Origin of the sequence: Rhodobacter maris (genome assembly GCF_900217815.1) — a bacterium.
GTDB classification, from domain to species: domain Bacteria; phylum Pseudomonadota; class Alphaproteobacteria; order Rhodobacterales; family Rhodobacteraceae; genus Rhodobacter; species Rhodobacter maris.
In genome coordinates, this window is sequence record NZ_OBMT01000014.1 from 1 (window position 1) to 26,326 (window position 26,326).

Consider the following 26,326-nt stretch of genomic DNA (forward strand, 5'->3'; position numbering starts at 1 on the left):
CAACCGGCCGCACTACGAGGCCGGACATATGCAAGCACCCAACCGGATTCGACGCGCTTTGAGGAAAGACTTGACGAAGGGGGTGTCCACATATGCTTCGCAAGGACATTTCGCTCGGCGCTGTCGGGTTCGGCACTCAGACCGCGTTCCGCGAGATAGGCGTCAATTTCGTGCTCGACTTGATGTGTCTGCCCGGCGGCCAGTTCCCTTTTCAAAGCGGCGAGCCTTGCTTCGCGTGTAAACCGATCACAGTCTTGGGCATCTAGAAGGAGCAAGAAGTCGAGAGATGCGTCGAGAATTGCGGATGGCTCATTGGCGATCTCTCCCGCTTGCGCTTTCCGCGTGAGCTTTTCACGCTCGGCCTCGATCTTGTCTGCGCGCGGATATGAAGCGCGCGCTGCCTTGTCAGCGTCCAGTGCGGTCGAATACCGTTGCCAGACTGCGTGGCCGAAGTCGGCAAGGGTGATCGCCGGACGGGGCGAGATTGACGCTTTAAGGTTCGGCGCTGCGGCGTCGGCCTTGCTTTGAGCGATGGCGATTACTTGCTGAAGACGCGCAACCGCGGCCGGATGCAGGCGCAGGGCGGTGCGACGATCTCCCCCAAGCGGTTCAGAAACTTCGCACCGCGGGTGGTCAAGATACGGTTGAAGCCGTTCAGGAACGGAAATTCTTGCCCAGAAGCGGCCATCCTTCTCTTTCCAATACCGAATCTTCCCAGCCATCTTGCACCCCGATTCTGGCACCAACTCTGGGACCAAAATGGCACAAGGCTTGGATAAGCAAGGTTATTATTTAATATCAAAGGGATGCTCTGGTAGGCCCGGAGGGACTCGAACCCCCAACCAAGGCGTTATGAGCGCCCTGCTCTGACCATTGAGCTACAGGCCCCAGAGTGGGGACAGCCTTACGGGTGAAGCCCGGTTCGGTCAAGTTGGCGCAGGGTCGCGACGGATGATCCTCCGCTCCCGGTGTCAGCGCCAGTATTGCGTGAGAGCCACGCTTTCGTGCGACGCCGCGCCATGGGGCGTAACGAACTGGGCAGAAAGGTCGTGCATAGTAATTTCCGGAAGGATTGCGCCACGGGAGAATGTGCACGTTCGGGGCGCCGAGCATTTTCAGAACAAGAAGATAACTATAGCAAGGCAAAGTCATAGTCTTCGACGGTACCGGAGCGACTGGCCGCATCTCCGGCGCCGATGGCAAGCGTTACAACTTTGGCCTGTCGGACCTGAAACAGCCGGTCCAGCCCGCAGCCGGCATGGACGTCGACTTCGAGCCTCAGGGGGGTGCTGCCCGCGAGATTTATGTGATGAGCGCCGCTATTTCGGCGAAGGCGGGGCGTTCTTGCCCGGCCTCGCGCTCGCGGTGCGCCGGTTGCATGACATCGGGCAGCCGGGCTGGATTCTGCTGATCCTCATCTTCGTGGGCCTGATCCCCTGGGTCGGACAACTGATCGCTTTCATCGGGATCCTGCTGATCGGCCTGATGGACGGTCAGCCGCATGAAAACCGCTTCGGCGTCCCGGTGAAGCGCTGGTAGGGCGGCCGACGGAGCGAAACCGCAAATCCGGAATCGCGAGCGGCAACGGTGCCGGCCCGCGGTTTCGGGGCGTTGCGGGCAGAGGGCCTTTGCGGTAGGGCTTGCCCGACGAATCCCCCGCGACCGAGCCCGAGGAGTGACCGAATGAGCGCGCGCAAGAACGGCCTGACCTATGCCCAAGCGGGGGTCGATATCGATGCGGGCAATGCGCTCGTCGAACGCATCAAGCCCGCCGCCAAACGCACGATCCGGCCCGGCACGATGTCGGGGCTCGGCGGCTTTGGCGCGCTCTTTGACCTCAAGGCGGCGGGCTACGATGACCCGATCCTCGTGGCCGCCACCGATGGCGTGGGCACGAAACTGCGCATCGCCATCGACACCGGGAATGTGGATACGATCGGCATCGACCTTGTGGCGATGTGTGTGAACGACCTCGTGTGTCAGGGCGCGGAGCCGCTCCTGTTCCTCGACTATTTCGCCACCGGCAAGCTAGATGTCGATCAGGCGGCGCGGATCATCGAGGGCATTGCCGAGGGCTGCGCGCAATCGGGCTGTGCACTGATTGGCGGGGAAACCGCCGAAATGCCGGGCATGTATGCCAAGGACGATTTCGACCTTGCGGGCTTTGCCGTGGGCGCGATGGAACGGGGCAGCGATCTGCCTGCGGGGGTTGAGGCGGGCGATGTGCTCCTCGGCCTCGCCTCGAACGGGGTGCATTCGAACGGCTACAGCTTCGTGCGCAAGGTGGTCGCGCTTTCGGGCCTCGGCTGGGAGGCGGCTTCGCCGTTTTCCGATGGCACGCTCGGGGCCGCGCTCCTTGCCCCCACCCGGCTCTATGTGAAACAGGCGCTCGCCGCGGTGCGTGCAGGGGGCGTGCACGCGCTCGCGCATATCACCGGCGGCGGCCTCACCGAGAACCTGCCGCGCGTGCTCCCCGAGGGGCTCGGCGCGACGATCGATCTTTCCTCTTGGCAACTCCCCGGCGTGTTCCGCTGGCTTGCCGAGACCGCCAGCATGGAAGAGGCCGAACTGCTCAAGACCTTCAACTGCGGCATCGGCATGATCTGCGTGGTCGAGGCCGCGCGCGCCGAAGCGCTGAAGGCGCTTCTGGAGGCCGAAGGCGAGAGCGTCACCGTGATCGGCACGGTGACCGAGGGGCAGGGGGTTTCCTACCGGGGCCAGCTCCTTTGAAACGCGTTGTCATCCTCATCTCGGGGGGCGGCTCGAACATGCTGCGCCTCGTCGAGGACATGCAGACGCTGGGCTATGCTGCGCCGGTCCTTGTGGCCTCGAACGACCCGACGGCGGCGGGGATCGCCCGCGCCGCGCAGCTTGGTGTGCCCACCGCGGTGATCGACCATCGCCCGTTCGGGAAGGATCGCGCCGCTTTCGAGACGGAGCTTTTGAAGCCGATCCTCGCGGCAAAGCCCGATATGCTCTGCCTTGCGGGCTTCATGCGTGTGCTGACCCCCGATTTCGTACGCCGGTTCGAGGGGCGAATGCTCAACATCCATCCCTCACTCCTGCCGAAATATCCGGGCCTTCACACGCATCAGCGCGCGCTCGAGGCGGGCGATGCGGAAGCGGGCTGCACCGTGCATGAGGTCACTCCGGTGCTTGATGACGGGCCGATCCTCGGTCAGGCGCGGGTCGCCGTGGAACCGGGCGACACGGCAGAAACTCTCGCCGCGCGGGTGCTGGTGCAGGAACACCGGCTCTATCCGGCGGTTCTGCGCCGCGTCATTGCGGGCAACCGGAGCCGGATCGACCTCTGAACCGTCCTCGCGTAGCCGCGCCTCCGGTTGAAATCCGTGCTTTCCAACGTGGCGCCGAGCGCCTAAAGGAAAAGTGAGGCGGGATGACCCCGTGAAACAGGAAGGGCGCGATGCAGACGATCACCACAACCGAGTCCCTGGCCGATTTCTGTGCCCGAGCGAAAGCCGCGCCCTATGTGACGGTCGACACCGAGTTTCTGCGTGAGCGCACCTACTGGTCCAAGCTTTGCCTCGTGCAGCTGGCGTTGCCGCCCTGCAAGGAGGGGGAAGCGGTTCTGCTCGACCCGCTGGCCGAGGGGCTCTCGCTCGAGCCGCTTTACGACCTCTTTCGCCATGAGGCGACGGTGAAGGTGTTCCATGCCGCGCGGCAGGATCTGGAGATCTTTTTTACCGAGGCGAATGTCTTCCCGGTGCCGCTCTTCGACACCCAGGTCGCCGCGATGGTCTGCGGCTTTGGCGAACAGGTGGGCTACGAGACCCTGGTGAAGAAGATCGCCAAGCAGTCGCTCGACAAGACGTCCCGCTTCACCGACTGGTCGCGCCGCCCGCTGAGCGAGGCACAAAAGAACTACGCCATCGCCGATGTCACCCATCTGCGGATGATCTACGAATTTCTCTCGAAAGAGCTGAAAAAATCCGGACGCGAGCGCTGGGTCGAGGAAGAAGAGGCGATCCTGCTCAACCCCGAGACCTATATCAACCGCCCCGAAGAGGCCTGGATGCGCGTGAAAACGCGGACCAACTCCGGCCGGTTCATGGCGGTGGTGCGCGAACTCGCGCGGTTCCGCGAAGGTTTTGCGCAGGCCCGCAATATCCCGCGCTCGCGGATCTTCAAGGATGATGCGCTGCTGGAGCTTGCCTCCACCAAGCCGGCGACGCTCGAAGAACTTGGCAAATCGCGGCTCCTTTTGCGCGAGGCACGCCGGGGCGAGATTGCCGAGGGGATCATCGCCGCGGTGAAGGCGGGGCTTGAGGTGAAACCTGAAGAATTTCCGCGCCTGCCCGATGAAGATGCGCAATTGCAGGTGAATACGGCGCTGGCAGACCTGTTGCGGGTGCTTCTGAAAGCGAAATCGGAACAGGCCGGGGTGGCGGCAAAACTCATTGCCACGGCTTCGGATCTTGACCGTATCGCCGCCGGAAAGCGCGATGTGGCGGCGCTTTCCGGCTGGCGGCTTGATGTGTTTGGCGAGGATGCGCTGCGGCTGGCCCGCGGCGAGATCGCTTTGACCGCCGCGGGCGGCGCGGTGCGGGTCGTCCCCGCGGTCTGAGCTTCAGCGTTGTGCTGCGGCGCTGTGAAACACGAAGGAGCGCATCGAGACCGAGCCAAGGTCGATCTGATCGGTCATGAAGCTGAGCGCATCGCGATCATCGGAGGCACCTGCGATGGTCAGCGCGGGCAGGTAATGGTCGATCGAGGGATGCGCCATGGTGAGCAGATGGCCGAGGCCCGCGCGGTTGCTCAGCGCCCCGAAATCGCGCGCGTCGAGCCGCTCGGCAAAGAGCGTGTCGAACTCAAGCGCGAAATCCTGCGGGCGCCCGCCCATCCGCATCGCGCGAAGGTTATGCACGACATTGCCCGAACCGAGGATCAGGACGCCGCGATCTCGCAAGGTTGAGAGGGCGCGCCCGATCTCGAGGTGTTCGGGCAGGTCGCGGGTCATGTCGATCGAGACCTGAAACACCGGCACATCGGCCTCAGGGTAAAGGAAGTTCAGCACCGTCCACGCGCCATGATCGAGGCCCCAACGGTCATCCGCCTCGGCATGGTGACTTGCCAGCAGGCTCACCACTTCTCGCGCAAGGTCCGGCGCGCCCTGCGCGGGATAGCTCATCTCGTAAAGCGGCTGCGGGAAGCCGTAGAAATCATGGATTGTGCGCGGCAGCGCCGAGACATCGACAAGCGTCGTGCCTTGCGTCATCCAATGCGCCGAAACGACAAGGATCGCCTGCGGTCGCGGCAGGCTCTGGCCAAGCCTGGTCCAGGCGCGCGCATAGGGTGTATCCTCGATCGCGTTCATCGGCGAGCCATGGCCAAGGAAAACGAGCGGCATCCGATCGGTGCGGGGCAGGCTTTCGGCCAGGTTGTTCAGCTGTTGTGCGGTGCTCATCCGGGGTCTCCTCTCGAAAGGGAGGCCCCGGAGGGGGCCACCCGAAGGTTTGGGTTCAGGCGAAAGCGCCAAGGGCGCGTTGCAGCGCGGGCACGCGCAACCGGTAGGCGCCAGCGCCCAGAATGCCGATCGTGGCCTGCACCAGCGCCCAGAACAGCGGGAATTCCCAGCCGCCATTGGCGTTCGAGAAGGTCCAGCCATTGCCCGAATGCACCCAGGTCGCACCGAGCAGCACGAGAACGAGCGGCAGCGAAACAAGCCGGGTGGCGAGGCCTGAAAGGAGCAGCAGCCCGCCGCCCAGTTCAGCGAGGATCGTCAGATAGGCAAAGGCTCCGGGCAGGCCGAGGCTTTCAAAATAGGCCACGGTGCCGGGAATGGTGAAGGTGAAGACCTTCATCAGCCCATGCGCGAGGAACAACACACCGCTGCCGAGGCGCAACAGAAGGGCAGTGAGGTCGGTCGAAAAGGTCGAGGTCATGGTTTTCTCCAGAAGGGGCGCGGGAGCGCTTCGATACGCTCTATCTAGGGCTTGACGTCTCTCCATAAAATGGCGACGTTGTTCTCTGACTTTCGCCTCAATGTTCCAAATGAGACCCCATGGATCTGGTCGATGAACTACGCGCTTTCGTGGCGACGGCTCAGGCGGGCTCGTTCACCGGGGCGGCCGAGCAACTGGGCGTCTCGAACCGGCTCACCTCAAAATATGTCGCCGAGCTCGAGGCGCGGCTCGGCGTGCGGCTTTTTCAGCGCACCACGCGGCGGGTGGGGCTTAGCCCGGCCGGGGCCGAGTTGCTCGCCCGCGCCCCCGCGCTGCTCGATGATCTCGATGCGCTGCTTGCCGAAGTCGCGGAGGGCTCGCACGGCTTTTCCGGCCTTGTGCGGGTCTCGGCGCCTGTCACTTTCGGCGAGATCTGGGTGGCGGGCATGCTTGAGCGTTTCGCCGCCACCGCGCCGCGGCTCTCAGTAGATCTGCGGCTCGACGACCGCTTCGTCGATCTGGCCAGCGAAGGGATCGACGTCGCCTTCCGCATCGGCCGCTCCGACATGCTCTCGCTGAAAACGCGCAAACTCGGCAGTTTCCAGAGCCTGATCGTCGCGAGCCCGGAGTATCTCTCCCGCGCGGGCCGGCCCGAGACCCCTGCGGATCTCGCCAGGTTTGATTGCATCGTCGACACCAACCGGCGCCGGCCGCGCCGCTGGGATCTGCACCGCCCGGAGGGCGAGACCATACCGGTTGAGGTTTCCGGACGCTATCAGGTGAATTCCGCCCGCGCCGCAGTGGCGCTCGCCGAGCATGGGCTTGGCATCGCCAATGTGCCGCGTTTTGCGCTTTCCGGCGCGCTCGAGGCCGAGCGGCTGGTGCGGCTCTTTCCTGATCATTTGGGCGACAGCGCGCCGTTGTCGGCGGTCTGGCTCGAAGGCCGGGCGCTGCCGCACAAGGTTCGCGCCCTGATCGACTTCGCCGCCGAAGACTTGCACCGCGCCGATATCCTTTGAAACGGGCTTGCGCCATGCTCAATGCCGCCGCTCTCCGGGAAAGAGGCTTGCGCCCCATTCTGCGCCAATACCCTGCGGTCGGCACAGATGAGGCTGCCAACGGACGGGGCCGCACCCGGCGCCACCGCAGCCCCAAGTCCACCAAGCGCAGCCGGAAACAACACAGCCGAGATGCTGACGGCCCCCCGCATTGCCCATCTCGTGCAGCGTCAGAAAAAGCCCGGTGACGCGGAGTATCCTTGCATCCTGTTCCATTTGGCCTCGGAGGGCGGGGCGCGAAATCTTCCCATCTGAACGACGCACTCCGGTCGTGCTCGCCCGGGGTCACTCGGAGACGCGGCCCCGGGCGTTGCCCTCAGAACTTCCGGCTCCAGCCTATTGCGGCCGAGACTTGATGCATCTTCAACGTGATCGTGCTCGCCGCCGTGCTCGCCGGGGTGCGTTCGTAGCCCGACACCGTGTTCGCCATCACATAGCTGATCGAGAAATCGAGCCGGTCGCGTTCGTTGAGCCGCTTCGTGCCGCCGAGGCTGAAATGATCCTCCACCACGCCCGGCGCAAAGACGTTGAACATCGCATCTTCCGATCGCACCGGGTTTGAGGCATGGGCATAGCCCGCGCGCCAGGTCATGCTGGGCGAGTGCTGCCATTCCGCGCCGATCCGGATCACCTCGACATCGCGCCAGCCAAAACCCGGCCCGCCCGCGCTGCCCAAGGGCAAGAGCCCGAGCGTGGTCGAGGTATTCCCCACCGCGGGCACGTCGCTGTAAAAGATCTTCTGGTAATCGGCGAGCAGGGTGACCGTGGGGCTCGCGTGCAAGGCCACCCCCAGAGCCACTGCAGCGGGAATGTCGAATTCGCCGGCATTCTCGAACAGGCCCGCGTAATTGTCGAACTTGCTCATGTTGAATTTGGTCTGCCCGGTGAGGCCGAGCGTGACCTGCGGGCTCAGGTCGTATTGTATCCCGGCGCGCAGGCCGAGGCCCCAGGAAAGCTCGTGCTTGCCCCCTGTCATATGCGCGGGGTCGCTCGAATAGGCGGCAAAAGAGGAAATCCCGCGGGCGGCAAAACTCTGCACCGCGAGTGTTGGCGCGATCCCCCAACTGAAGGCGCCCGTTTTCTTCGCATAGGTGGTGGAAACGAAGAGCTGGGTCAGATCCACCCCCGCCTTGCCATCGCAGAAGATGCCGGTGAAGGGGCCGCAATTGGCATTCGCGATATTGGGGTAGGAGGTGTTCATCCCCCCGTTGCCATAAACCGCGAGGTTGAGCACCGCCCCGTTCGCCAGCGGGTGGTTATAGGCAAAATTCGGGATCGCGAAGAGATCGTGGCCGCTTTTCACCGTGGTATTGGCGGGCAGCATTGCCGTGGCCCCGGTGCTGAACTCCCGGCTCGGCGCGAACAGCTCAAGCCCGAAATTCAGCTCATGGCCGACCGAGGCGACCGAGGCCGGGTTGATCGCCCCCGACATCGCATCTTGCGAAAAGGCAACGCCGGTCCCGGCGAGGCCGCGCTGGGCCGTGCCATAGCCGAGCGCGAAATACCCCTCGGTGGCACTGGACGTGCTGGGCAGTCCGGCCGTCAGGCACAGAACTGCCAGCCCCGCAAAGCGGGGTTGTGCAGAAAACATCATGGCTCCCTCCCTGAGCGCCAAAGGCCCCGCGTCTCCCGAACGCGGCCCCGGCATCGCCCGCCCTTTTGGGGCAGGGCGCGGCGAGGGTAACAATTCCGTGCCCAAAATCATATATGTAATTTTAATAGACTAATCGCGCTGGTTCGGGAGCAGGGCGCCATCTCGGCGCTTCCCGCCGCCCCCCAAGGCGGTGTATAGCGCTCCCATGAGCCAGAACCCGCCCGACCTCCGCCCCGATCTTGCGCCGCAGGCGCGCTTTTCCGATGCGCCCCGCCCCGGCCAGCCGATGATCGGCATGGTTTCGCTGGGCTGCCCCAAAGCATTGGTGGACAGCGAGCGCATTTTGACCCGGTTGCGCGCCGAGGGTTATGCGATCTCCCCCTCCTATCAGGGGGCGGAAGCGGTGATCGTGAACACCTGCGGGTTTCTGGACAGCGCCAAGGCGGAGAGCCTTGAGGCGATCGGCGAGGCGCTCGCGGAAAACGGCAAGGTGATCGTGACGGGCTGCCTTGGTGCCGAACCCGAGTTCATCACCGGGGTGCATCCCAAGGTGCTGGCGGTGACCGGGCCCGAGCAATACGAGCAGGTGCTCGACGCCGTGCATCTGGCGGCGCCGCCAAAGCCCGACCCGTTCGTTGATCTGCTGCCGCCGACGGGGGTGAAGCTGACGCCGCGCCATTTCAGCTATCTGAAAATCTCCGAGGGTTGCAACCACGCCTGCAAGTTCTGCATCATCCCCGACATGCGCGGCAAGCTGGTGAGCCGGCCGGCCCATGCGGTGCTGCGCGAGGCGGAAAAGCTTCTGGAGGCGGGCGTGCGCGAGCTTCTGGTGATCTCGCAAGATACCTCTGCCTATGGCCTTGATCGCCGCCATGAGGCGAGCCCCTGGAAGGGGGCGGAGGTACGTGCCCATATCACCGACCTTGCACGGGAGCTCGGAAGGCTCGCCCAGCCCTCGGGCGCCTGGGTGCGGCTTCATTACGTCTACCCCTATCCGCATGTGCGCGAGCTCATTCCGCTGATGGCGGATGGCTTGGTGCTGCCCTATCTCGACATTCCATTCCAGCACGCTCACCCGGAAACGCTCAAGCGCATGGCGCGCCCCGCGGCCTCGGCCAAAACGCTCGACGAGATCGCCGCCTGGCGTGCCGATTGCCCCGAGATCGTGCTGCGCTCCACCTTCATCGTTGGCTATCCCGGCGAGACGGAGGCGGAGTTCCAGTTTCTGCTCGACTGGATGGAGGAGGCGCAACTCGACCGGGTTGGCTGCTTCCAGTATGAAAACGTCAAGGGCGCGCGCTCGAACGACCTGCCCGGCCATATCGCGCCCGAGCTGAAGCAGGAGCGCTGGGAGCGCTTCATGGAAAAGGCGCAGGCGATTTCCGAGGCAAAACTGGCGGAAAAAGTAGGGACGCTGCAACAGGTGCTCGTCGATGCCGTCGATGCCGAGGGCGCCACCTGCCGCACCCGCGCCGATGCCCCCGAGATCGACGGCAACCTCTTCATCGACGAGGGCTTCGAGGGGCTGGCGCCGGGCGACATGGTGACGGTCGAGGTCGAGGAGGCTTCGGATTACGACCTCTGGGGGCGGCTTGTCTGACCCTCGCGATGCCCCCCCGCGCCAGAATGTCTCGCGTAATTTTCTTGCTTTTCTCCCGTTCCGGCTGCATATCGTGAACGCGCAACGCGCTAGCTCGACGACCTGCTTCCTTTCGGCTTCAGTTCTCGATCGTGACGTGACTGAGCCGGGCCGCCGCAATCTCGCGGGCGGCATGACAAAGGAGAAAACGGATGGCCAACGGCACCGTGAAATGGTTCAACCAGACCAAAGGCTTCGGCTTCATCGCCCCGGCGACGGGCGGCAAGGACGTGTTCGTCCACATCTCGGCGGTGGAACGCGCCGGCCTGCGTGGCCTCAATGATGGCCAGGCGGTGACCTTCGATCTCGAAAAAGGCCGCGACGGCCGCGAATCGGCGATCAACCTCGCCCTCGCCTGAGATCTTCGGATCCATTGGAATTTGAAACGCGGCCTCCCCGGGGGCCGCGTTTTTCGTTTCGGCTCAGCTTAAACCTTCGGTGTCGATATGCACCACCGTGCCGCAATGCTTGCAATGGACCGCATCGGCATCATGCAGCTTCAACCCGCAGGTCGGGCATTCATGGCGCACCTTCACCGGGCGGAAGAGCACCTGCGCGAGGCGCAAAAACAGCGTGACACCAAAGATCATCACCGCAACGGAGAGCAGCCGCCCCGAGGTGCCCTGCAAAGTGATGTCGCCAAAGCCCGTCGTGGTCAGCGTGGTGACGGTGAAGTAAAGCGCATCGGCATAATTCTGGATCTGCGGATTGGCGGGAAATTGGGTGGCATAGATCAACCCGGTCATCACGAAGAGAAAGACGGCCAAGTTGATCGTGGCGAGGATCACCGCCTCGTTGCGGCGAAACAGCGGGAAATCCTGCCGCAGGCGCGAGAGCATCTGATAGGCGTGGAGCAGCCTGAGCGTGCGCAGCACCCGCAAAAAGCCAAAGCTCTCCCCGGCGATGGGGGCCAGGAAGGAAACCAGCGCCACCAGATCGGCCCAGGTGGAGAACCGCGCCCAGAACAGCCATTTGCGCGGCTCAATGGCAAAGCGCGCCAGAAAGTCGGCCACGATCCCCACACCGATCACCGCGTCGATGGCTTCGATCAACGCGGTAGGCGCAAAGAACGAGGTGGCGATGACGAAGAGGATCGTCACGAGGTCAAAGCCCAAAAGCGCATAGCGGAACGCCTGCGCGCGTTTCGAGCGGCCGAGGTAGAGCTGTTTCAGAGTTCTGAGCATCCGCACCTCCGCAATCAGGCTAAAACAGCCTTCCCGCCTTGCCAACTGCGCCCTTCCGCCCCTTCCCCCGCGCGCCCATTTCCCCTATCTAGCCACCAAACCCCCATTCCAAAGGTGCGCGCATGGCTTCCTATCAATATGTCTACCACATGGATGGTGTCTCCAAGACCTATCCGGGTGGCAAGAAATGCTTCGAAAACATCCGCCTCAACTTCCTGCCCGGGGTGAAGATCGGGGTCGTGGGGGTCAACGGCGCCGGTAAATCGACGCTTCTGCGCATCATGGCCGGGATCGACAAGGATTTCACCGGCGAGGCCTGGGCGGCAAAAGGGGCGAAAGTGGGCTACCTGCCGCAGGAGCCGCAGCTCGACGAGAGCTTGAGTGTGCGAGAAAACGTCATGCTCGGCGTGGCCGAGAAAACCGCAAAGCTCGCGCGTTACAATGAACTCGCGATGAACTACTCGGACGAGACCGCCGAGGAAATGGCGACCCTGCAAGACGAGATCGATTCCGAGAACCTCTGGGATCTCGACAGCCAGATCGACGTGGCGATGGAAGCGCTGCGCTGCCCGGCGGACGATGCCAATGTGGCGACCCTTTCCGGCGGCGAGCGGCGCCGGGTGGCGCTGTGCAAGCTGCTCCTTGAAGCGCCCGACATGCTGCTTCTCGACGAACCGACCAACCACCTTGATGCCGAAACCATCGCCTGGCTGCAAAAGCACCTGATCGAGTACAAGGGCACGATCCTGATCGTTACCCACGACCGCTACTTCCTCGATGACATCACCGGCTGGATCCTCGAGCTCGACCGGGGCCGCGGCATCCCCTATGAGGGCAACTATTCGGCCTGGCTTGAGCAGAAAGCCAAGCGCCTCGAGCAGGAAAGCCGCGAGGACAAAGCCAAGCAAAAAGTGCTGGCGAAGGAACTCGAATGGATCCGCGCCGGCGCCAAGGCGCGTCAGGCCAAATCGAAAGCCCGGATCCAGGCCTATGAAAAAATGGCCGACCAGTCCGAGCGCGACCGGATCTCGACCGCGCAGATCATCATCCCGAACGGGCCGCGCCTTGGCGGCAAGGTGATCGAGGTCGAGGGGCTCGCCAAGCATTATGCCGACCGCCAGCTGATCGAAGGGCTCGATTTCACCATCCCGCCGGGCGCGATTGTCGGCGTGATCGGCCCGAACGGCGCCGGGAAATCGACGCTCTTTCGCATGATCACCGGGCAAGAGAGCCCCGATGCAGGTACGATCACCCTGGGCGACACGGTGAAGCTTGCCTATGTCGACCAGTCGCGCGACGCGCTTGATGCGAACAAGACCGTCTGGGAAGAGATTTCCGGCGGGGCGGAGATGATCGAGCTTGGCGATGCGCAGGTGAACTCGCGCGCTTACTGTGGTGCTTTCAACTTCAAGGGCGGTGACCAGCAGAAGAAGGTGGGGCTCCTTTCGGGCGGCGAGCGCAACCGCGTGCATATGGCGAAGCTGCTGAAATCGGGCGGCAACGTGCTGCTCCTCGACGAACCGACGAACGACCTTGACGTGGAAACGCTGCAGGCGCTTGAAGCGGCGATCGAAGATTTCGCGGGCTGCGCGATCATCATCAGCCACGACCGCTTCTTCCTCGACCGGCTTTGCACTCATATCCTCGCGTTTGAAGGCGAAGCACAGGTGGAATTCTTCGAGGGCAACTTCGAGGATTACGAGGAAGACAAGATCCGCCGCCTCGGCCCGGATGCGGTGGAGCCGAAGCGGGTGAAATACAAGAAGTTCACGCGCTAAACACCGGTATGACGGGATCGCGAAAGCCGCGAGGGGAACCCTTCGCGGCTTTATGCGTTTGGAAGGTGAGATTAGCTCAGGGAGAGACTCGATGACCAAGATCGCCATTCCGCTGCTCGCCATTTTCGCGCTGACCGCTTGTGAAACGGTCAAGGGCGCTGGCCGCGACATGCAAGCTGCCGGGGCTGCGGTGACGACCGAAGCCGCCGAAACTCAGAGCGAGATGTAACCCCATTTATCTGGACGCGTGATGCCCCGGCGGCTTTGAGCCGGGGCTTTTCTCGTTTCGCAATCGTCGGTGGATATTGTTTTGTCGGCTTGAGTCCGGGGTATTTGATATGAATGGATTGTATCGGAAGAGCCGGAGCCCGCGGTCATCGCGTACCGTCAGATTGATATGGATGAACAGGTCATGACGCCCCTCACTCGCATTCTCACCACTTTGCCCGATGAAGCCTCTGCCCTCGCGCTCGGGCGGGCGCTTGTTCAGGCGCGGCTTGTGGCTTGCGCCAATGTCGGCGCGCATCTGACTTCGCTTTATACTTGGGACGGCAAGGCGGAGGAGGCGGCGGAAGTGCAGCTCTGGCTGAAAACCACGCCTGCGCGGGCTGCAGAGGCCGTGGCCGAGATCGAGCGGCTGCATCCCTATGACTGCCCGATGATCCTCACCGATACGGTCGCGGCAAACCCCGCCTACCTCGCCTGGGCGGAAGCGCAGACCCGTTAAAGCGTTCCCCGGCGCGTTGGGGTGCACAATCCCCCTTGATCGGGCGCGGCTTTCGCCGTATCCCGCGCGGGTCCGGACCGGAATCGGCCCTCGGACCCTTACCCTGTTGCCTGTGGCCGCCTGCTTCGGTGGCCGCGTGAGGGCCTCAGGGAAGGTTGGCACAAGACGATCTGATCCTCCGGCGGGCGCCTCATGGCGGACTCGATTGAAGACCGGAGCTCTCGGGCGGCATCACCTTTGCGGAACAAACCGCAAGCAACGAAAGGACATGCGATGAACCTGATCGCACAACTCGAGGCGGAACAGATCGCCGCGCTCGGCAAGACGATCCCGGATTTCAAGGCTGGCGACACCCTGCGCGTCGGCTACAAGGTGACCGAAGGCACGCGCTCGCGGGTGCAGATGTATGAAGGCGTGTGCATCGCGCGCAAGGGTGGCGCGACCATCGCCGCCTCCTTCACCGTGCGCAAGATCTCGTTCGGCGAAGGCGTGGAACGCGTGTTCCCGCTCTACTCGACCAACATCGACAGCATCGAAGTGGTGCGTCGTGGTCGTGTCCGCCGCGCGAAACTCTACTACCTGCGCGCCCGCCGTGGCAAATCGGCCCGGATCGCCGAAGTCACCAACTACAAGCCCAAAGCCGAGTAAGGAGCGGATCGATGAAAGCCGATACCCATCCCAAATATCACTTCATCACCGTCAAGATGACCGATGGCAGCGAGTATCAGACCCGCTCCACCTGGGGCAAGGAAGGCGACGTGATGGCGCTCGACATCGACCCGCTCGCGCACCCGGCCTGGACCGGCGGCTCGGCCAAGCTGATGGACACCGGCGGGCGTGTGTCGAAGTTCAAGAACAAATACGCTGGCCTCGGCTTCTGAGCCTGAGCACAGCACCGGATGTGAGAGGGGCGCCGTTGGCGCCCCTTTTCGCTTCCGCCGGCCAAAGCGACCCGCCGGGGGCGAACTTGCTGCGGAACATGCCGGTGAGAGGGGCGAAACGGCCAGAGACGATCATCAAGACGTGTTGGCGCGCCACTCTTCCTTCGGCGCGCGCCCCGTCCTATAAAGCCGCAACTGCCCGCAGGCCCCCGCCACAAGATGGAGTTGCAGATGATCCTTGGCCATATCGGCGCCCGCAAGGGCTCGAAAGGGGTTCCGGGCAAGAACTTTCGCTCGCTCTGCGGCAAGCCGCTGATCGATTGGTCGCTTGATCAGCTTTTTGCCTGCCCTGCCATCGACGCGGTTGTCGTTTCCACCGATGACGAGCGCATTTATGACCATGCCGCTGCCAAGGGCGCACTCGAGATCGGGCTTCGGCCTGCGCATCTCGCCACGGATGCCGCGCCCAAATGGGGCGTCTGGCAGCATGCGCTTGCGGCTGCGGAGGCCACGCTCGGAGCCCCGGTCGAGGCCTTTGTCGATCTTGACTGCACCTCGCCGCTGCGCCTGCCCGAAGATCTGGCCGGGGCCATCGCGCTTTTTCAGGCGCAAAAGCCCGACATGGTGATGAGCGTCTGCGAGGCGCGCAAGAACCCTTACTTCAACCTTGTGGAAGCTGACGAGACTGGCGCGCTCCATGTCTCCAAGCCGCTGCCCGGGGGCGTCTGGTCGCGTCAGGCGGCGCCGAAGGTCTGGGAGCATGCCGCCTCCACCTATGTGCTCGACAGCGCCTATCTGCGGCGCGCCCAAACCATTTACGAGGGCCGGGTGATCCCCTTCGAGATGCCGCCCGAACGCTGCCTCGACATCGACAGCCCGTTCGATTTCAAACTTGTCGAGATGCTCATGAGCGAGCGTCTGAACCCGGAGAGCGCCCAATGAGCCTGACCGACCGCACCATTTTCATCACCGGCTCGGGCGGCGTGCTCGGCTCCACCTATGTGCGCCGGATGCTCGCCGAGGGCGCGCGCGTTGTGGCGACCGACCTGCCGGGCCAGCGTGCCGAGGCGCTGCAGGCGGCCCATGAGGGCAACGCGAACTTCCGCTTTTACACGCTCGATGTGGGCGAAGAGGCGCAGGTCGAAGAGATTTTTCAGCGCGTGATCAAGGACGGCTGGGAGCCCAACGTGGTGCTCAACAATGCCGCGATCACCGGCGAGATGCTGATGGGGGCCGGCAAGAGCTTCCCCGATTTTTGCGACACGACCGTTGCCGATTTCGAGCGCACGCTGCACACCAACCTCACCGGCGCTTTCATGATCGCGCGGCAGATGGATCGTGACATCGTGGGCCGCTACCCGGCCACGCTGATCAACGTCGCCTCGATGTATGCGCTCAATGGCGCGCATCATCCGATCTATGACGGCATGCCTTTCAAGAACTTCTCGGCTTATGGCGTCAGCAAGGCCGGCATTCACGGCCTCACCGTCTGGCTTGCGGGCTATTGGGCGCCGCGCAAGGCCACCGTCAACACGATCGCGCCGGGCGCCGTTTTCAACGGCCATTCGGACGAGTTCCAACGCCGCGTGGGCGAGCTGATCATGGCGGGGCGTATGGCCAAGCCCGACGAGATCGCCGATGCGATGCTGTTTTTGTGCTCGGCGCAGGCGGGCTATATCACCGGGCAGTTGCTCAACGTCGATGGCGGGTTCTCCGCATGGTGAGCCCCCATGTTGCGGTGATCGGTGCGGGCTCGATCGGGCGGCGTCATGCGGCGAACCTTGCCGAGCTTGGCGCGACCGTGACCCATATCGGCTGGCGCGACTTCGACGCCGCAGCCTTCGAGGCGCGCCGCGATCTCGATGCTGTCGTCATCGCTACGGCCACACAGATCCGGTTGCCGCTCATCGCGCTTTGCGCCCGCATGGGCCTGCCCTTCTATGTCGAAAAACCGCTCACATGGAGCCTTTCGGAACTCACCGCGATCCATGCCGCTGCCGCTCCGGTCGCGGAACGTTCCATGGTCGGCTTCATGATGCGCTACCACCCGCTGCTCGGCGCGCTGTTGGCGGAGGATCTCTCCGACATCTACGCCTTCGCCTTCGAGATCGGCCACGATGTACGGCAATGGCGGCCGAACTGGCGTTTCGGCGACAGCTATGCGGCGCGGCCCGAAGGGGGCGGCGTGCTTCTTGATCTCTCGCATGAAGTCGACATGGCACAGCTGCTTTTCCCCGGGCTCGCGTTGCACGCTGTCAACAGCCTCGGCCAGGCAGAGTTCCCCGGTGTCGATTTTGCCACCACCTTGCAACTTGCCGCTCCGGGCGGGCCGGTCGGCACGGTCAGCATGGATTACCTTTCACCGGTCTTTCTGCGCCGCGCCCGGCTGCGGGGACTCTCGCGCAATATCGAGATCGACTTTCTTGTTCCGGTGCTGCGCATCGTCACCCCCGAGGGAAGCCAGACCCGCGCCTGCACGTTCGAGCGCAACGAGATGTTTCTTGCGGCGATGGGCGATTTCCTCGCGCTGGTGCGTGAGGGGGCGGGGGCGCGGATCAACGCGCAGGCCCCGCGTCTCGCCGCCACCCTGCCGAGCGACCGGCTGGTGGCCGAGGCCTGGGGCCGGCGGGTCTTTCAGGGCAATGTCGCGCTTGATATGGGCTGAGGCTGAAGGGCGCGGACATGCGCCCGGGCTCAGCCGTGATCGTTGAAGGTCTTTTGCAGCCCCGCATTCCAGAACGCGGGATCGCGCAGCGTCTCCAAAAAAAGCTCCGCCGCCCGCCCCGTGCCAAAAGCAGTATGCGGGGGGTATCGCTTGCCCCATCTGTCGGTCAGAAACCGCGCAATCGCTGCGCCGTCGCTGGCCGCGGCCTTGCAGATCGAGGGCGCCTCGGCGCGGTTCGTCTGGCGCGTGCCGATGTCGAGCGAGGGCACACCGAGGAAGGGGGCCTCGCGTACGCCCGCCGAAGAGTTCCCCACCATGCAGGCGGCGTGTTTCATCAGTTCGGAAAAATGCGCGAACCGCATCGAGGGGATCAGGCGGAACCGCGCTGGCGGCAGCTTTTTCAGCTCGGAAAAGATCGCCTCGGAGCCCGGATCGTTGTTGGGCGCGATCACCACGAAATTGCGCCCGCTCGCCTCAAGCGCGCCAAAAAGGCCGCGCGCCTGTGCGCCCATCGTTTCCACCTCGGAGGTGACCGGGTGGAAGGTGACGATGCCATACTCGGCAAAGGGGATCTGGTAGCGCTCAAGCACCGCCTCGAGCGTGACGCCCGAGGGGCCGGCATGAAAATCAAGCTCGGGCGAGCCGATCACATGGACATTGCCATCGGGCTCGCCCAGCACCATCACGCGCCGCTTTGCCTCTTCCGACGACACGAAGTGATGCGTGGAAAGCTTGGTGTTGCAGTGGCGGAACATCTCGTCGATCGTGCCCGAAACCTCGCCCCCCTCGATATGGGCCGAGCGCACGTAGTTCATCGCGCAAACGAGCGCACAGGACAGCGCCTCGACCCGGTCGCCGTGGATCACCACCAGATCGGGGCGATGCTCGATGATGAAATCGGAAAAACCAGCGACGGTCTTCGCGAGGATCGTATCCTGCGGATCCCCGATGCGCTGGTTGAGGAATTCGTGCACCGCCACGCCCTGCATCCGGCCCACCTCTATTTTCGTCAGCCCGTAGAGCGAGAGCATATGCATGCCGGTAACGAAGAAGGAGACACGAAAGCCCGCATCGCGGGCCGCGATGGCCAGCGGTTCGAGCTTGCCGAAATCGGCACGGGTGCCGGTGACGAACAGGATCGAACGGGGCGTTGGAATGGTCATCGGCGCGCTTTCTGAACGGGTCTGGGGCGCAGGAATAGCCTTCCCGCGCCGCCAATAAAAGGGAAAGAAGCCGAGATGCCCCGCTGTTCAGGCGAGGTCGGACCATTTCAGCTGGGTGTTGCGGGTCACTGCGCGGATCAGGCGCTTGCCCAGAACCTTGTCGAACTCATAGCCCGGGATTTCACCGGAACCGGGACGGCGCGCCCAGATATCGGCCTCGGTGATCACATGGCCTGCGGGCAGATCGGCATCCGCCACGACCGAAGCGCGGGCGAAGCGGTAGACCGGCTCCTCGGCAGCGGTGCGCTCTTTCGGGTTGTTCGCCGCGATCCAGATCTCGCGCGAGCGGTCGATCAGGAAGCGCAGCTCCGCCGGGTCCATCGAATTGATGATGTCGGGGCCGATCCGGTACCGGCTGTCAGTGTAATGCCGCTCAAGGATGCAGGCGCCGAGCGCCACGGAGGCGAGCGCCATCTCCGGCCCGATGGAATGGTCCGAAAAGCCGACTGGCACGCCGGGGAAGGCCTTTTGCAATTCGTTCACGCCCTTGAGCGAGACGATTTCCGGCGGCGAGGGGTAAAGGTTGGTGCATTCCAGAAGCGCGAATTCGACGCCCGAGCCCTGCAGGATCGCGACACTGGCGCGGATGGTCTCGATTGTCTGCATCCCGGTCGACAGGATCACCGGCTTGCCCTTCTTCGCGATGTGGCGGATGAGCGGCAGGTTGTCGGCCTCACCCGAGCCGATCTTGTAGCCCACCACGCCGATCTCTTCGAGAAACTCGGCCGCCGCGCGCGAGAACGGCGTCGAGAGATAGATCATGCCAAGGCTCTCGGTGTAGCGCTTGAGTTCCACCTCGTCGTCTTGCGAGAGCGCGCAGCGCGCCATCACCTCCCAGATCGAGACATCGGCATTGGGCGGAAAGATCTGCTTGGCCTCATCGGTCATCTCGTCTTCGAGAATGTGGGTCTGATGCTTGACGCATTCGCAGCCCGCGGCCGCGGCGAGGCGGACCATTTCCTTCGCGACATCGAGCGAGCCGCCATGGTTGATGCCGATTTCGGCGATCACCAGCGGCGGATGGTCGGGGCCGATCGAGCGGGAACCGAGTTTCATGCCTCTTTACTCCTTGCGGTGCGGTTTGCACGGGCTTCTGCGTTGCCCCAGCGGTCATGGATCCAGAGCCATTGATCAGGGAAGCGGCGGATCTGCGCCTCGAGCCGATGCGAAAGCTCCTGCATCATCGCCTCCGGCGCCGAGGGCGCGATCGGGGTGTCGAAATAGACCTCGTGGTCGATGCCGTTCTCGCAGCGATGGGTGAAGATCGGCAGGAGCAACGCGCCGGTTTTCAGCGCGATCTCGGCAGGGAAGGGGGAGGTCGGCGCGGGCAGCCCGAAGAAGGCGATATCGCCATAGCGCGCGGCGCGCACATCAAAAAGCATCGCCGCGACCCCGCCTTCGCGCACGTGGCGCACGAAGGCCAAGACCCCCTTGCGGCCCTGCTCGAAGGCCGGTCCCGTGAGGCTTTCCATCGTGGTCTTGTAGTGTTCGTTGAAATAGGGGTTCGTGGCGGGGCGGTAGAGCGCGGCGACCGGATGCCCCATGTTGTGGATCGCCACCCGCAGCGTCTCGTAATTGCCGATATGGCCCGAGGCGATCATCACGCCCCGGCCCTGCGCCAAAGCCGTGTGGAACGCGGCAAGCCCCGGCCCGTCGATGCGGCAGTGGCGCAGCACCTCGGCGAGTTCGTCCTTCGAATAGTTCTCGATCGTGGTCTTGCCGAAATTCACCGCCACGCGGCGGGCAATCGCCCGGGCCTCGGCCCGCGGCATCTCGGGGAAGATCAGTTGCAGGTTCTTCACCCCCTTGGTGATGAAGCCCGCAAGCGGTGCGATCACATAGCCGGTCAGCCAACCGAAGATCCGCACTCGCGCGCGATAGGGAACGCGGCTCACCGCGCCGATCATCAGCCTCAGGAAGGCATCCTCGATCCTGTCCTTGTTCAGCGCCATCGCGGCCAGATCCCTCCTTCGGTCCTCTCTCTTCGGCGGCGCCCCGGCCGATGTCAAGCGCCCGCGCCCGGGCCGGGGGGCGCTGGCGTAGTATCGGGCTACCACCACTTTGGTTTCCAGTTGCGGCAGGCTGGAGCCAAGGCCACCGCAAAGGGAGGATGCAAGATGGCGAAGATTCTGATGATTACCGGCGATTTCACCGAGGATTACGAGACGATGGTGCCGTTCCAGACGCTTCTGGCCTGCGGCCACAGCGTGGATGCGGTCTGCCCCGGCAAGACAGCGGGCGAAACGGTGAAAACCGCGATTCACGATTTCGAGGGGGATCAGACCTATTCCGAAAAGCCCGGACACAATTTCGCGCTCAATGCAGATTTCGACGCGGTGACGGCGGAAAGCTATGATGCGCTGGTGATCCCCGGCGGGCGGGCGCCGGAATATCTGCGCCTCAACCCTGCGGTGATCGCGATGGTGCAGCATTTCTTCGAGACGGACAAACCCGTGGCGGCCATCTGCCACGGCGCGCAGCTTCTGGCCGCGGCGGGCGTGCTCTCCGGGCGGACCTGCTCGGCCTATCCGGCCTGCTGTTACGAGGTTACGGCCGCGGGGGGCAATTTCGCGGAAATTGCGGTGACAGAAGCGGTGACCGATGGCAATCTGGTGACGGCGCCCGCCTGGCCCGCACATCCCGCGTGGCTGAAGCAGTTCATGGCGCTCCTTTGACATCAACGGGAGGGAGGCCCCGCGATGTGCGAACTTTTCATCAAGGCCGATGCGGGCCAGTGGCACAGCCGCACCCACAGCCTGCGCATCGACGGGGTCGCCACCTCGATCCGGATCGAGGATCATTTCTGGGAGACGCTGAGCGAGATCGGCCAGCGTGACGGCATGACCACGGCGCAGCTGATCACGCGGCTCTGGCACGAGGCGCGCGCCGCCGATCATGATCTGGGGAATTTCACCTCGTTCCTGCGGGTCTGCTGTGCGCGCTATCACGCGCTGATCGCGGCGGGGGAAATCTCGCCCGACCGGCGCGTGCCGATCGCCGCCCATCCCGCGCGCGAGATCCTCGCGCGGGAGGAAGCGGGGCGGGGCCGGTTTCAACGCATGAACTAGGCCTCAGCCGCGCGGCGCGGCGGCGCGGTGCAGCCGGTCGTTGATCGCCCGGCCAAGGCCCTTTTCCGGGATCGGCGCGACAGCAATGGTCGGTGCCTTGAGCACGGTGGCGAGCCTGTCGGCCAGCCGCAGCGTGGCAAAAAGCGCTGCGGCGGCGGCAACAAGATCCCCGGAGGCCGAGAGGCTGAGGTCGGCCTCCGGGCCGCCGGGGCCAAAGCCGATGAACACCTCGCCCGGGCGCTTTTCGGTGGCTTCAAGGCGCACCGCAGCGCCCGGGGCGTAATGCGAGCTGAGCTGGCCGGGGGCATTTGGCTTTTGCGCATCGCCGCCACTCTCCAGCGGCGCGCCGAGCGCCTCTTCGAGCGCCTCGACGGGCAGCCCGCCGGGGCGCAAAAGGGTCGGGGGGTCAAGGCTCAGGATCGTCGATTCCACCCCCACCGGGCAGGCGCCGCCATCGAGCACCGCGGCGATGCGCCCGGAAAGCCCCTCCATCACATGATCCGCCTCGGTCGGGCTGACCTTGCCCGAAGGATTGGCCGAAGGGGCGGCCAGCGGGCCGCCAAAGGTGGTGAGCAGCGCGCGGGCAAGCGGATGCGCGGGCAGGCGAAGCGCCACCGTGTCGAGCCCCGCGGTGACGAGATCGGCGATCCCGGAGCCGGGCTTGAGCGGCAGCACGAGCGTGAGCGGCCCGGGCCAGAAAGCGCGCGCCAGATCGCGTGCCCGGGGCGTGAACTCGGCCACCGCTTCGGCCATCGCAAGGTCGGCCACATGCACGATCAGGGGATTGAAATGCGGCCGCCCCTTGGCGGCAAAGATCGCCGCAACGGCGGTGCCATTTCGGGCATCGCCGCCAAGCCCGTAGACCGTCTCGGTCGGGAAGGCGACGAGCTTTCCGGCACGCAAGATCTCTGCCGCGCGCGCCAGCCCCGCGGCATCGCTTCCCAGACGTTCCGTCATTTCCTGCATGGGCCCTTCGTGACGCTGCGTTGCGGTGGACGGGGACTGCCCTTGCGTTACCCTGCCATCAACTTCCCGACATAAGCGCGTGGCGGGGCTTTGCCAAGCGCGAGACGCGTGCACCAAGGAGACCGTCATGGCCTATCGCTCCCCCGTTGCCGAAATCCGCTTCATTCTCGACAAGGTGGTTCCGTTCGCGCCGCTTGCCGAAACCGAGCGCTTTGCCGAGGCGACGGGCGAGACGGTGGAGGCGGTGCTGACCGAGGCGGGGCGGCTCTGCGATGAGGTCATGGCGCCGCTCTCGCGCGCGGGCGACCTGCACCCGGCCAGGCTCGAAAACGGCGTGGTGCGGTCCTCTCCGGGCTTCAAGGAGGCATACGCGCAAATCGCTGAAGGGCATTGGGTGGCCGTTGCCGCGACGCAGGAATATGGCGGCATGGGCCTGCCGCAAACGCTTTGCGTGGCGATCAACGACATGATGTCCGGGGCGAACCTTGCCCTCCAACTGAACCCGCTGCTCACGCAGGGCCAGATCGAGGCGCTGGAGCATCACGCCTCCGAAGAGATCAAGGCGCTTTACATCCCGAAGCTGATTGCGGGCACCTGGTCGGGCACGATGAACCTGACCGAGCCGCAGGCGGGCTCGGATGTGGGGGCCTTGCGCACAAAGGCCGAGCCGCAGGGCGATGGCACCTATGCGATCACCGGGCAGAAGATCTTCATCTCCTGGGGCGATTCGGATCTGACGGAGAACATCTGCCATCTGGTGCTCGCGCGGCTACCCGATGCGGCGCCCGGCACCAAGGGGATCTCGCTGTTCATGGTGCCCAAGCGCCTCCCTGATGCGGCAGGCAATCCGGGCGTGGCCAACAGCCTCAAGGTGGTTTCGCTCGAACACAAGATGGGGCTGCATGGTTCGCCCACTTGCGTGATGAGCTTCGAGGGCGCAACCGGCTGGATGGTGGGAGAGCCGAACAAGGGCATGGCGGCGATGTTCACGATGATGAACAACGCCCGTCTTGCCGTGGGCGTGCAGGGGATCGGCATCGCCGAGGGCGCCTATCAGAAGGCGCTCGACTACGCGCGGGAGCGGGTGCAGTTCGGCCCGATCATCGCGCATGCCGATGTGCGCCGGATGCTGGCCGAGATGCGCGCCGAGATCTTTGCCGCGCGCGCGATTGCGCTCGCCTGTGCCGTTGCGCTCGACATGGGGCGGGCGACCGGCAAGGAGGGCTGGCACGCGCGCGCGGCGCTTCTCACGCCCATCGCCAAGGCCTATGGCACCGATGTGGGCATCCATGTCGCCGATCAGGGCATTCAGGTGCATGGCGGCATGGGCTTCATCGAGGAGACGGGCGCCGCGCAATATCTGCGCGATGTGCGCGTGACGGCGATCTACGAGGGCACGAACGGCATTCAGGCGATGGATCTTGTGGGCCGCAAGATGATGGACGAAGGGCGCGCCGCATTCCGGCTTTTGCAGGAGGTGGAAGACGCCGCAAAGGCCGCACGCGAGGCGCTGCCCGATCTGGCCGAAGCCGTCTGGCAGGCGGCCGAGACGATGCGCGAGGCGACCGAGGCGCTCATTGCGCAGAGCACGCAGGACCGGTTCGCCGGCGCCGTCCCTTATCTGCGTGCCTTCGCCCGTGTGCTCGGCGCGCATTACCATCTGCAGGCAGCGCTCGCCGATGGCGCGCGCGCGAAGCTTGCCGCGATCTACATCCGCCGGATCCTGCCGCAGGCAGAGGCGGATCTTGCTGCGGCACGGGCGGGGGCGGTTGACCTTTTCGCGCTTTCGCCCGAAGACCTTGGCGCATGAAGACAAAACACGGCCTGCGCTACCCGTTTGAGACCCCCCCTGCCTTTGGTGAGACGCTGGAGGTGGCTGAGGGCGTGCTCTGGCTGCGCCTGCCCCTGCCGATGGCGCTTGATCACGTCAACGCCTATGCGCTCGACGAGGGCGAGAGCTGGACGCTCGTCGACCCGGGTATCGACAGCGCGGCCTGCCGCGCGGCGCTGACAAAGGCGCTCGAAGGGCCGCTCGCCGGCAAGCCGGTCGGGCGGGTGATCGTCACCCATTACCACCCTGACCATATCGGCCTTGCCGGCTGGTTGCAGGCGCGCGGTGCCGAACTTTGGACCACCCGCACGAGTTGGCTGTTCGCCCGCATGCTGATGCTCGATGAACAGCCGGTGCCGGTGCCGGAAACGCTCGATTTCTGGCGTGCGGCGGGAATGGACCCGGTGCTTCTCGAATTCCGCGCCACCGAGCGCCCCTTCAACTTCGCCGATTGCGTCCACCCGCTGCCGCTCGGCTTTCGCAACATGATCGAGGGCGACGTGATCCGCGCCGCCGGGCGCAGCTGGCGGGTGCGGATCGGCCAGGGCCATGCGCCCGACCACGCAACGCTTTGGAGCGAGCAAGACAGTCTGATCCTCGGTGGCGACCAGCTTTTGCCCTCGATTTCCGCCAATCTCGGCGTCTACGCCACCGAGCCGCTCGCCGATCCGGTGGCGGACTGGCTTGCGAGCTGCCGCGCCTTCCTTGCCTTCGCGCAAGACGATCAGCTTGTGCTCCCCGGCCACAAGACGCCGTTTTATGGCCTGCCGCTGCGGCTCAAACAGATGATCGAGAACCACGAAGGCGCGTTGGAACGGCTGCGCGCGCGGCTTTCCGAGCGCCCGCATACGGCAGCGGAATGCTTCCCGGTGCTGTTCAAACGCGAGATCGGCATCTCGGAATACGGGCTCGCGCTCGTCGAGGCCGTGGCGCATCTCAACCATCTCTATCTGCGCGGCGAAGCGGTGAGGGAGATGCGCAACGGGTGCTGGTGCTGGTCGTTGCGCTGAGCGTGTCAGCGCGCGGTTTTGCGAGCGTTGCCAAGAAAGAACAGAAGGTCGGAAAACGCACGCCGCGCGCATCCGGAGAGTGTTCATTTTCCGTCGTCCGTGGTTCACGCAAACCGGGCAAGGTGGCACCACCTTGAAGAATGGAACAAAGGGGGTCCGGCAGATGCGCCGACTTTTCATCTGCCTGGCCGTGCTGGGCATGCTTTCGGGCTGCGGTGCGAAATCCGTCTGGGCGCCCGAGGAGGCGGTGCGGGCCGCGGCGGTGCATACCGGCAACCCGCCCTCGGTGACGCTGATCACCGTGATCGGAACCACCACGGGCGGCGGCGGTCACTCCGCCCTGATGATCGACGGATCGCAACGGGTGATCTTTGACCCGGCGGGCACCTGGTATCACCCGACCGTGCCCGAGCGCAACGATGTCGATTACGGCATCACCGATCAGATGTACAAGTTCTACATGGATTACCACGCCCGCGAGACCTGGTTCGTGCGCGAGCAGACCCTGCAGGTTTCGCCCGAAACGGCCGAGATGCTGTTGGCGCGGGTGCAGTCGAATGGGCCGGTGGCCAAGATGATGTGTGCCAACCAGACCTCGGCGGTGCTGCGCTCTGTACCGGGGTTCGAGAGCATTCCGTCGACTTTCTCGCCGATCAAACTGTCGAAAGCATTCGCCGAACTGCCCGGTGTTGTCACCAAGGACCATTACGACAATGATCCCGACGACAATTCCGGTGTGCTGATCATCCAGCAGGAGAAGGCGAATTACGGCACGGTGATTGGCAAGCAAAACTGAGGG

28 protein-coding genes, 1 tRNA gene and 1 pseudogene are annotated in these 26,326 nt (G+C 64.4%); 20 read left to right on the top strand and 10 right to left on the bottom strand.

The annotated features are described in order from the left end of the window. A pseudogene (locus CRO22_RS18685) lies at positions 1-722 on the bottom strand (hypothetical protein); the annotation flags it as partial. Positions 723-812: 90 nt separating this feature from the next. Then, a tRNA-Ile gene (locus tag CRO22_RS14965) sits at positions 813-888 on the bottom strand. Positions 889-1,344: 456 nt separating this feature from the next. On the opposite strand from CRO22_RS14965, the gene CRO22_RS19235 reads away from it, so the two are divergent. The 4 genes from CRO22_RS19235 to rnd all read left to right on the top strand — a co-directional run bounded on the left by CRO22_RS19235 (position 1,345) and on the right by rnd (position 4,585). Next, positions 1,345-1,539, top strand: coding sequence for a DUF805 domain-containing protein (locus CRO22_RS19235; RefSeq protein ID WP_245860997.1), 195 nt, complete (start codon positions 1,345-1,347; stop codon positions 1,537-1,539). Between the two features lie 144 nt (positions 1,540-1,683). Then, positions 1,684-2,730, top strand: coding sequence for a phosphoribosylformylglycinamidine cyclo-ligase (gene purM / locus CRO22_RS14975; protein WP_097070971.1), 1,047 nt, complete (start codon positions 1,684-1,686; stop codon positions 2,728-2,730). Beyond that, positions 2,727-3,314 (top strand): phosphoribosylglycinamide formyltransferase, encoded by a 588-nt coding sequence (purN, locus tag CRO22_RS14980; RefSeq protein WP_097070972.1) that lies wholly within the window; start codon positions 2,727-2,729, stop codon positions 3,312-3,314. The genes purM and purN overlap by 4 nt, the downstream gene beginning before the upstream one ends. A 110-nt stretch (positions 3,315-3,424) precedes the next feature. Next, positions 3,425-4,585: a ribonuclease D gene (gene rnd, locus CRO22_RS14985; RefSeq protein ID WP_097070973.1), complete on the top strand. Its 1,161-nt coding sequence runs from the start codon at positions 3,425-3,427 to the stop codon at positions 4,583-4,585. A gap of 3 nt (positions 4,586-4,588) precedes the next feature. On the opposite strand, the gene ygiD is transcribed toward rnd, so the two are convergent. Then, on the bottom strand, positions 4,589-5,425 hold the full coding sequence (gene ygiD / locus CRO22_RS14990; protein WP_097070974.1) for a 4,5-DOPA-extradiol-dioxygenase: 837 nt from the start codon (positions 5,423-5,425) through the stop codon (positions 4,589-4,591). 55 nt (positions 5,426-5,480) lie between these two features. Beyond that, a complete protein-coding gene (locus tag CRO22_RS14995; RefSeq protein ID WP_097070975.1) occupies positions 5,481-5,903 on the bottom strand; it encodes a DoxX family protein in 423 nt (140 codons plus the stop codon). 119 nt (positions 5,904-6,022) lie between these two features. Here CRO22_RS14995 and CRO22_RS15000 point away from each other — a divergent pair, with 119 nt between their 5' ends. Continuing rightward, on the top strand, positions 6,023-6,922 hold the full coding sequence (locus tag CRO22_RS15000; protein WP_097070976.1) for a LysR family transcriptional regulator: 900 nt from the start codon (positions 6,023-6,025) through the stop codon (positions 6,920-6,922). Positions 6,923-7,277: 355 nt separating this feature from the next. Here the strand turns inward: CRO22_RS15000 and CRO22_RS15005 are convergent, their stop codons facing one another. Beyond that, positions 7,278-8,555 carry an OmpP1/FadL family transporter gene (locus CRO22_RS15005; protein ID WP_097070977.1) on the bottom strand — a complete coding sequence of 426 codons (1,278 nt, stop codon included), beginning with the start codon at positions 8,553-8,555 and terminating at the stop codon, positions 7,278-7,280. A gap of 205 nt (positions 8,556-8,760) precedes the next feature. Here CRO22_RS15005 and rimO point away from each other — a divergent pair, with 205 nt between their 5' ends. Then, positions 8,761-10,155, top strand: a complete 1,395-nt coding sequence (gene rimO / locus CRO22_RS15010; protein ID WP_097070978.1) for a 30S ribosomal protein S12 methylthiotransferase RimO — start codon at positions 8,761-8,763, stop codon at positions 10,153-10,155. A 191-nt stretch (positions 10,156-10,346) separates the two neighbouring features. Continuing rightward, positions 10,347-10,553, top strand: coding sequence for a cold-shock protein (locus CRO22_RS15015; protein WP_097070979.1), 207 nt, complete (start codon positions 10,347-10,349; stop codon positions 10,551-10,553). 63 nt (positions 10,554-10,616) lie between these two features. Here CRO22_RS15015 and CRO22_RS15020 read toward each other — a convergent pair whose 3' ends face one another. Then, the gene (locus CRO22_RS15020) at positions 10,617-11,378 is read right to left on the bottom strand and encodes a zinc ribbon domain-containing protein (RefSeq protein ID WP_097070980.1); all 762 of its coding nucleotides are present in this window, start codon (positions 11,376-11,378) and stop codon (positions 10,617-10,619) included. Positions 11,379-11,500: 122 nt separating this feature from the next. Between CRO22_RS15020 and ettA the strand changes: the two genes are divergently transcribed. From ettA to CRO22_RS15060, 8 genes are all read left to right on the top strand, one after another. Continuing rightward, positions 11,501-13,156 (top strand): energy-dependent translational throttle protein EttA, encoded by a 1,656-nt coding sequence (gene ettA, locus CRO22_RS15025; RefSeq protein ID WP_097070981.1) that lies wholly within the window; start codon positions 11,501-11,503, stop codon positions 13,154-13,156. A 91-nt stretch (positions 13,157-13,247) separates the two neighbouring features. Continuing rightward, entirely contained in the window at positions 13,248-13,385 is a 138-nt protein-coding gene (locus CRO22_RS15030) for an entericidin A/B family lipoprotein (RefSeq protein ID WP_097070982.1), read from the top strand. 183 nt (positions 13,386-13,568) lie between these two features. Next, the gene (gene cutA, locus CRO22_RS15035) at positions 13,569-13,883 is read left to right on the top strand and encodes a divalent-cation tolerance protein CutA (protein WP_176518661.1); all 315 of its coding nucleotides are present in this window, start codon (positions 13,569-13,571) and stop codon (positions 13,881-13,883) included. 273 nt (positions 13,884-14,156) lie between these two features. After that, positions 14,157-14,531, top strand: coding sequence for a 50S ribosomal protein L19 (gene rplS, locus CRO22_RS15040; protein ID WP_097070984.1), 375 nt, complete (start codon positions 14,157-14,159; stop codon positions 14,529-14,531). Between the two features lie 11 nt (positions 14,532-14,542). Beyond that, entirely contained in the window at positions 14,543-14,764 is a 222-nt protein-coding gene (gene rpmE, locus CRO22_RS15045; RefSeq protein ID WP_097070985.1) for a 50S ribosomal protein L31, read from the top strand. Between the two features lie 231 nt (positions 14,765-14,995). Continuing rightward, positions 14,996-15,706, top strand: coding sequence for an acylneuraminate cytidylyltransferase family protein (locus CRO22_RS15050; protein WP_097070986.1), 711 nt, complete (start codon positions 14,996-14,998; stop codon positions 15,704-15,706). Continuing rightward, on the top strand, positions 15,703-16,488 hold the full coding sequence (locus tag CRO22_RS15055; protein ID WP_097070987.1) for an SDR family NAD(P)-dependent oxidoreductase: 786 nt from the start codon (positions 15,703-15,705) through the stop codon (positions 16,486-16,488). Before CRO22_RS15050 ends, CRO22_RS15055 begins: the two co-directional genes overlap by 4 nt. Further along, positions 16,482-17,429, top strand: a complete 948-nt coding sequence (locus tag CRO22_RS15060) for a Gfo/Idh/MocA family protein (RefSeq protein WP_097070988.1) — start codon at positions 16,482-16,484, stop codon at positions 17,427-17,429. The genes CRO22_RS15055 and CRO22_RS15060 overlap by 7 nt, the downstream gene beginning before the upstream one ends. A 29-nt stretch (positions 17,430-17,458) precedes the next feature. On the opposite strand, the gene neuC is transcribed toward CRO22_RS15060, so the two are convergent. The 3 genes from neuC to CRO22_RS15075 form a co-directional block, all read right to left on the bottom strand. Beyond that, a complete protein-coding gene (gene neuC / locus CRO22_RS15065) occupies positions 17,459-18,592 on the bottom strand; it encodes a UDP-N-acetylglucosamine 2-epimerase (RefSeq protein WP_097070989.1) in 1,134 nt (377 codons plus the stop codon). Between the two features lie 87 nt (positions 18,593-18,679). Then, a complete protein-coding gene (locus tag CRO22_RS15070; protein WP_097070990.1) occupies positions 18,680-19,708 on the bottom strand; it encodes an N-acetylneuraminate synthase family protein in 1,029 nt (342 codons plus the stop codon). After that, positions 19,705-20,604: a lysophospholipid acyltransferase family protein gene (locus CRO22_RS15075; protein ID WP_097070991.1), complete on the bottom strand. Its 900-nt coding sequence runs from the start codon at positions 20,602-20,604 to the stop codon at positions 19,705-19,707. Before CRO22_RS15075 ends, CRO22_RS15070 begins: the two co-directional genes overlap by 4 nt. A gap of 165 nt (positions 20,605-20,769) precedes the next feature. On the opposite strand from CRO22_RS15075, the gene CRO22_RS15080 reads away from it, so the two are divergent. Both CRO22_RS15080 and CRO22_RS15085 read left to right on the top strand, forming a co-directional pair. Further along, the gene (locus CRO22_RS15080; RefSeq protein WP_097070992.1) at positions 20,770-21,327 is read left to right on the top strand and encodes a DJ-1/PfpI family protein; all 558 of its coding nucleotides are present in this window, start codon (positions 20,770-20,772) and stop codon (positions 21,325-21,327) included. A gap of 24 nt (positions 21,328-21,351) precedes the next feature. Further along, positions 21,352-21,720 (top strand): ribbon-helix-helix domain-containing protein, encoded by a 369-nt coding sequence (locus CRO22_RS15085; RefSeq protein ID WP_097070993.1) that lies wholly within the window; start codon positions 21,352-21,354, stop codon positions 21,718-21,720. Positions 21,721-21,723: 3 nt separating this feature from the next. Here the strand turns inward: CRO22_RS15085 and CRO22_RS15090 are convergent, their stop codons facing one another. Beyond that, entirely contained in the window at positions 21,724-22,677 is a 954-nt protein-coding gene (locus CRO22_RS15090) for an L-threonylcarbamoyladenylate synthase (RefSeq protein ID WP_176518663.1), read from the bottom strand. A gap of 136 nt (positions 22,678-22,813) precedes the next feature. Here CRO22_RS15090 and CRO22_RS15095 point away from each other — a divergent pair, with 136 nt between their 5' ends. The 3 genes from CRO22_RS15095 (at position 22,814) to CRO22_RS15105 (ending at position 26,323) form a co-directional block, all read left to right on the top strand. Further along, the gene (locus CRO22_RS15095) at positions 22,814-24,496 is read left to right on the top strand and encodes an acyl-CoA dehydrogenase (RefSeq protein ID WP_097070995.1); all 1,683 of its coding nucleotides are present in this window, start codon (positions 22,814-22,816) and stop codon (positions 24,494-24,496) included. Beyond that, positions 24,493-25,527, top strand: coding sequence for an MBL fold metallo-hydrolase (locus CRO22_RS15100; RefSeq protein WP_097070996.1), 1,035 nt, complete (start codon positions 24,493-24,495; stop codon positions 25,525-25,527). Before CRO22_RS15095 ends, CRO22_RS15100 begins: the two co-directional genes overlap by 4 nt. A 163-nt stretch (positions 25,528-25,690) precedes the next feature. Next, positions 25,691-26,323 carry a hypothetical protein gene (locus CRO22_RS15105; RefSeq protein WP_097070997.1) on the top strand — a complete coding sequence of 211 codons (633 nt, stop codon included), beginning with the start codon at positions 25,691-25,693 and terminating at the stop codon, positions 26,321-26,323. Positions 26,324-26,326 lie beyond the last annotated feature (3 nt).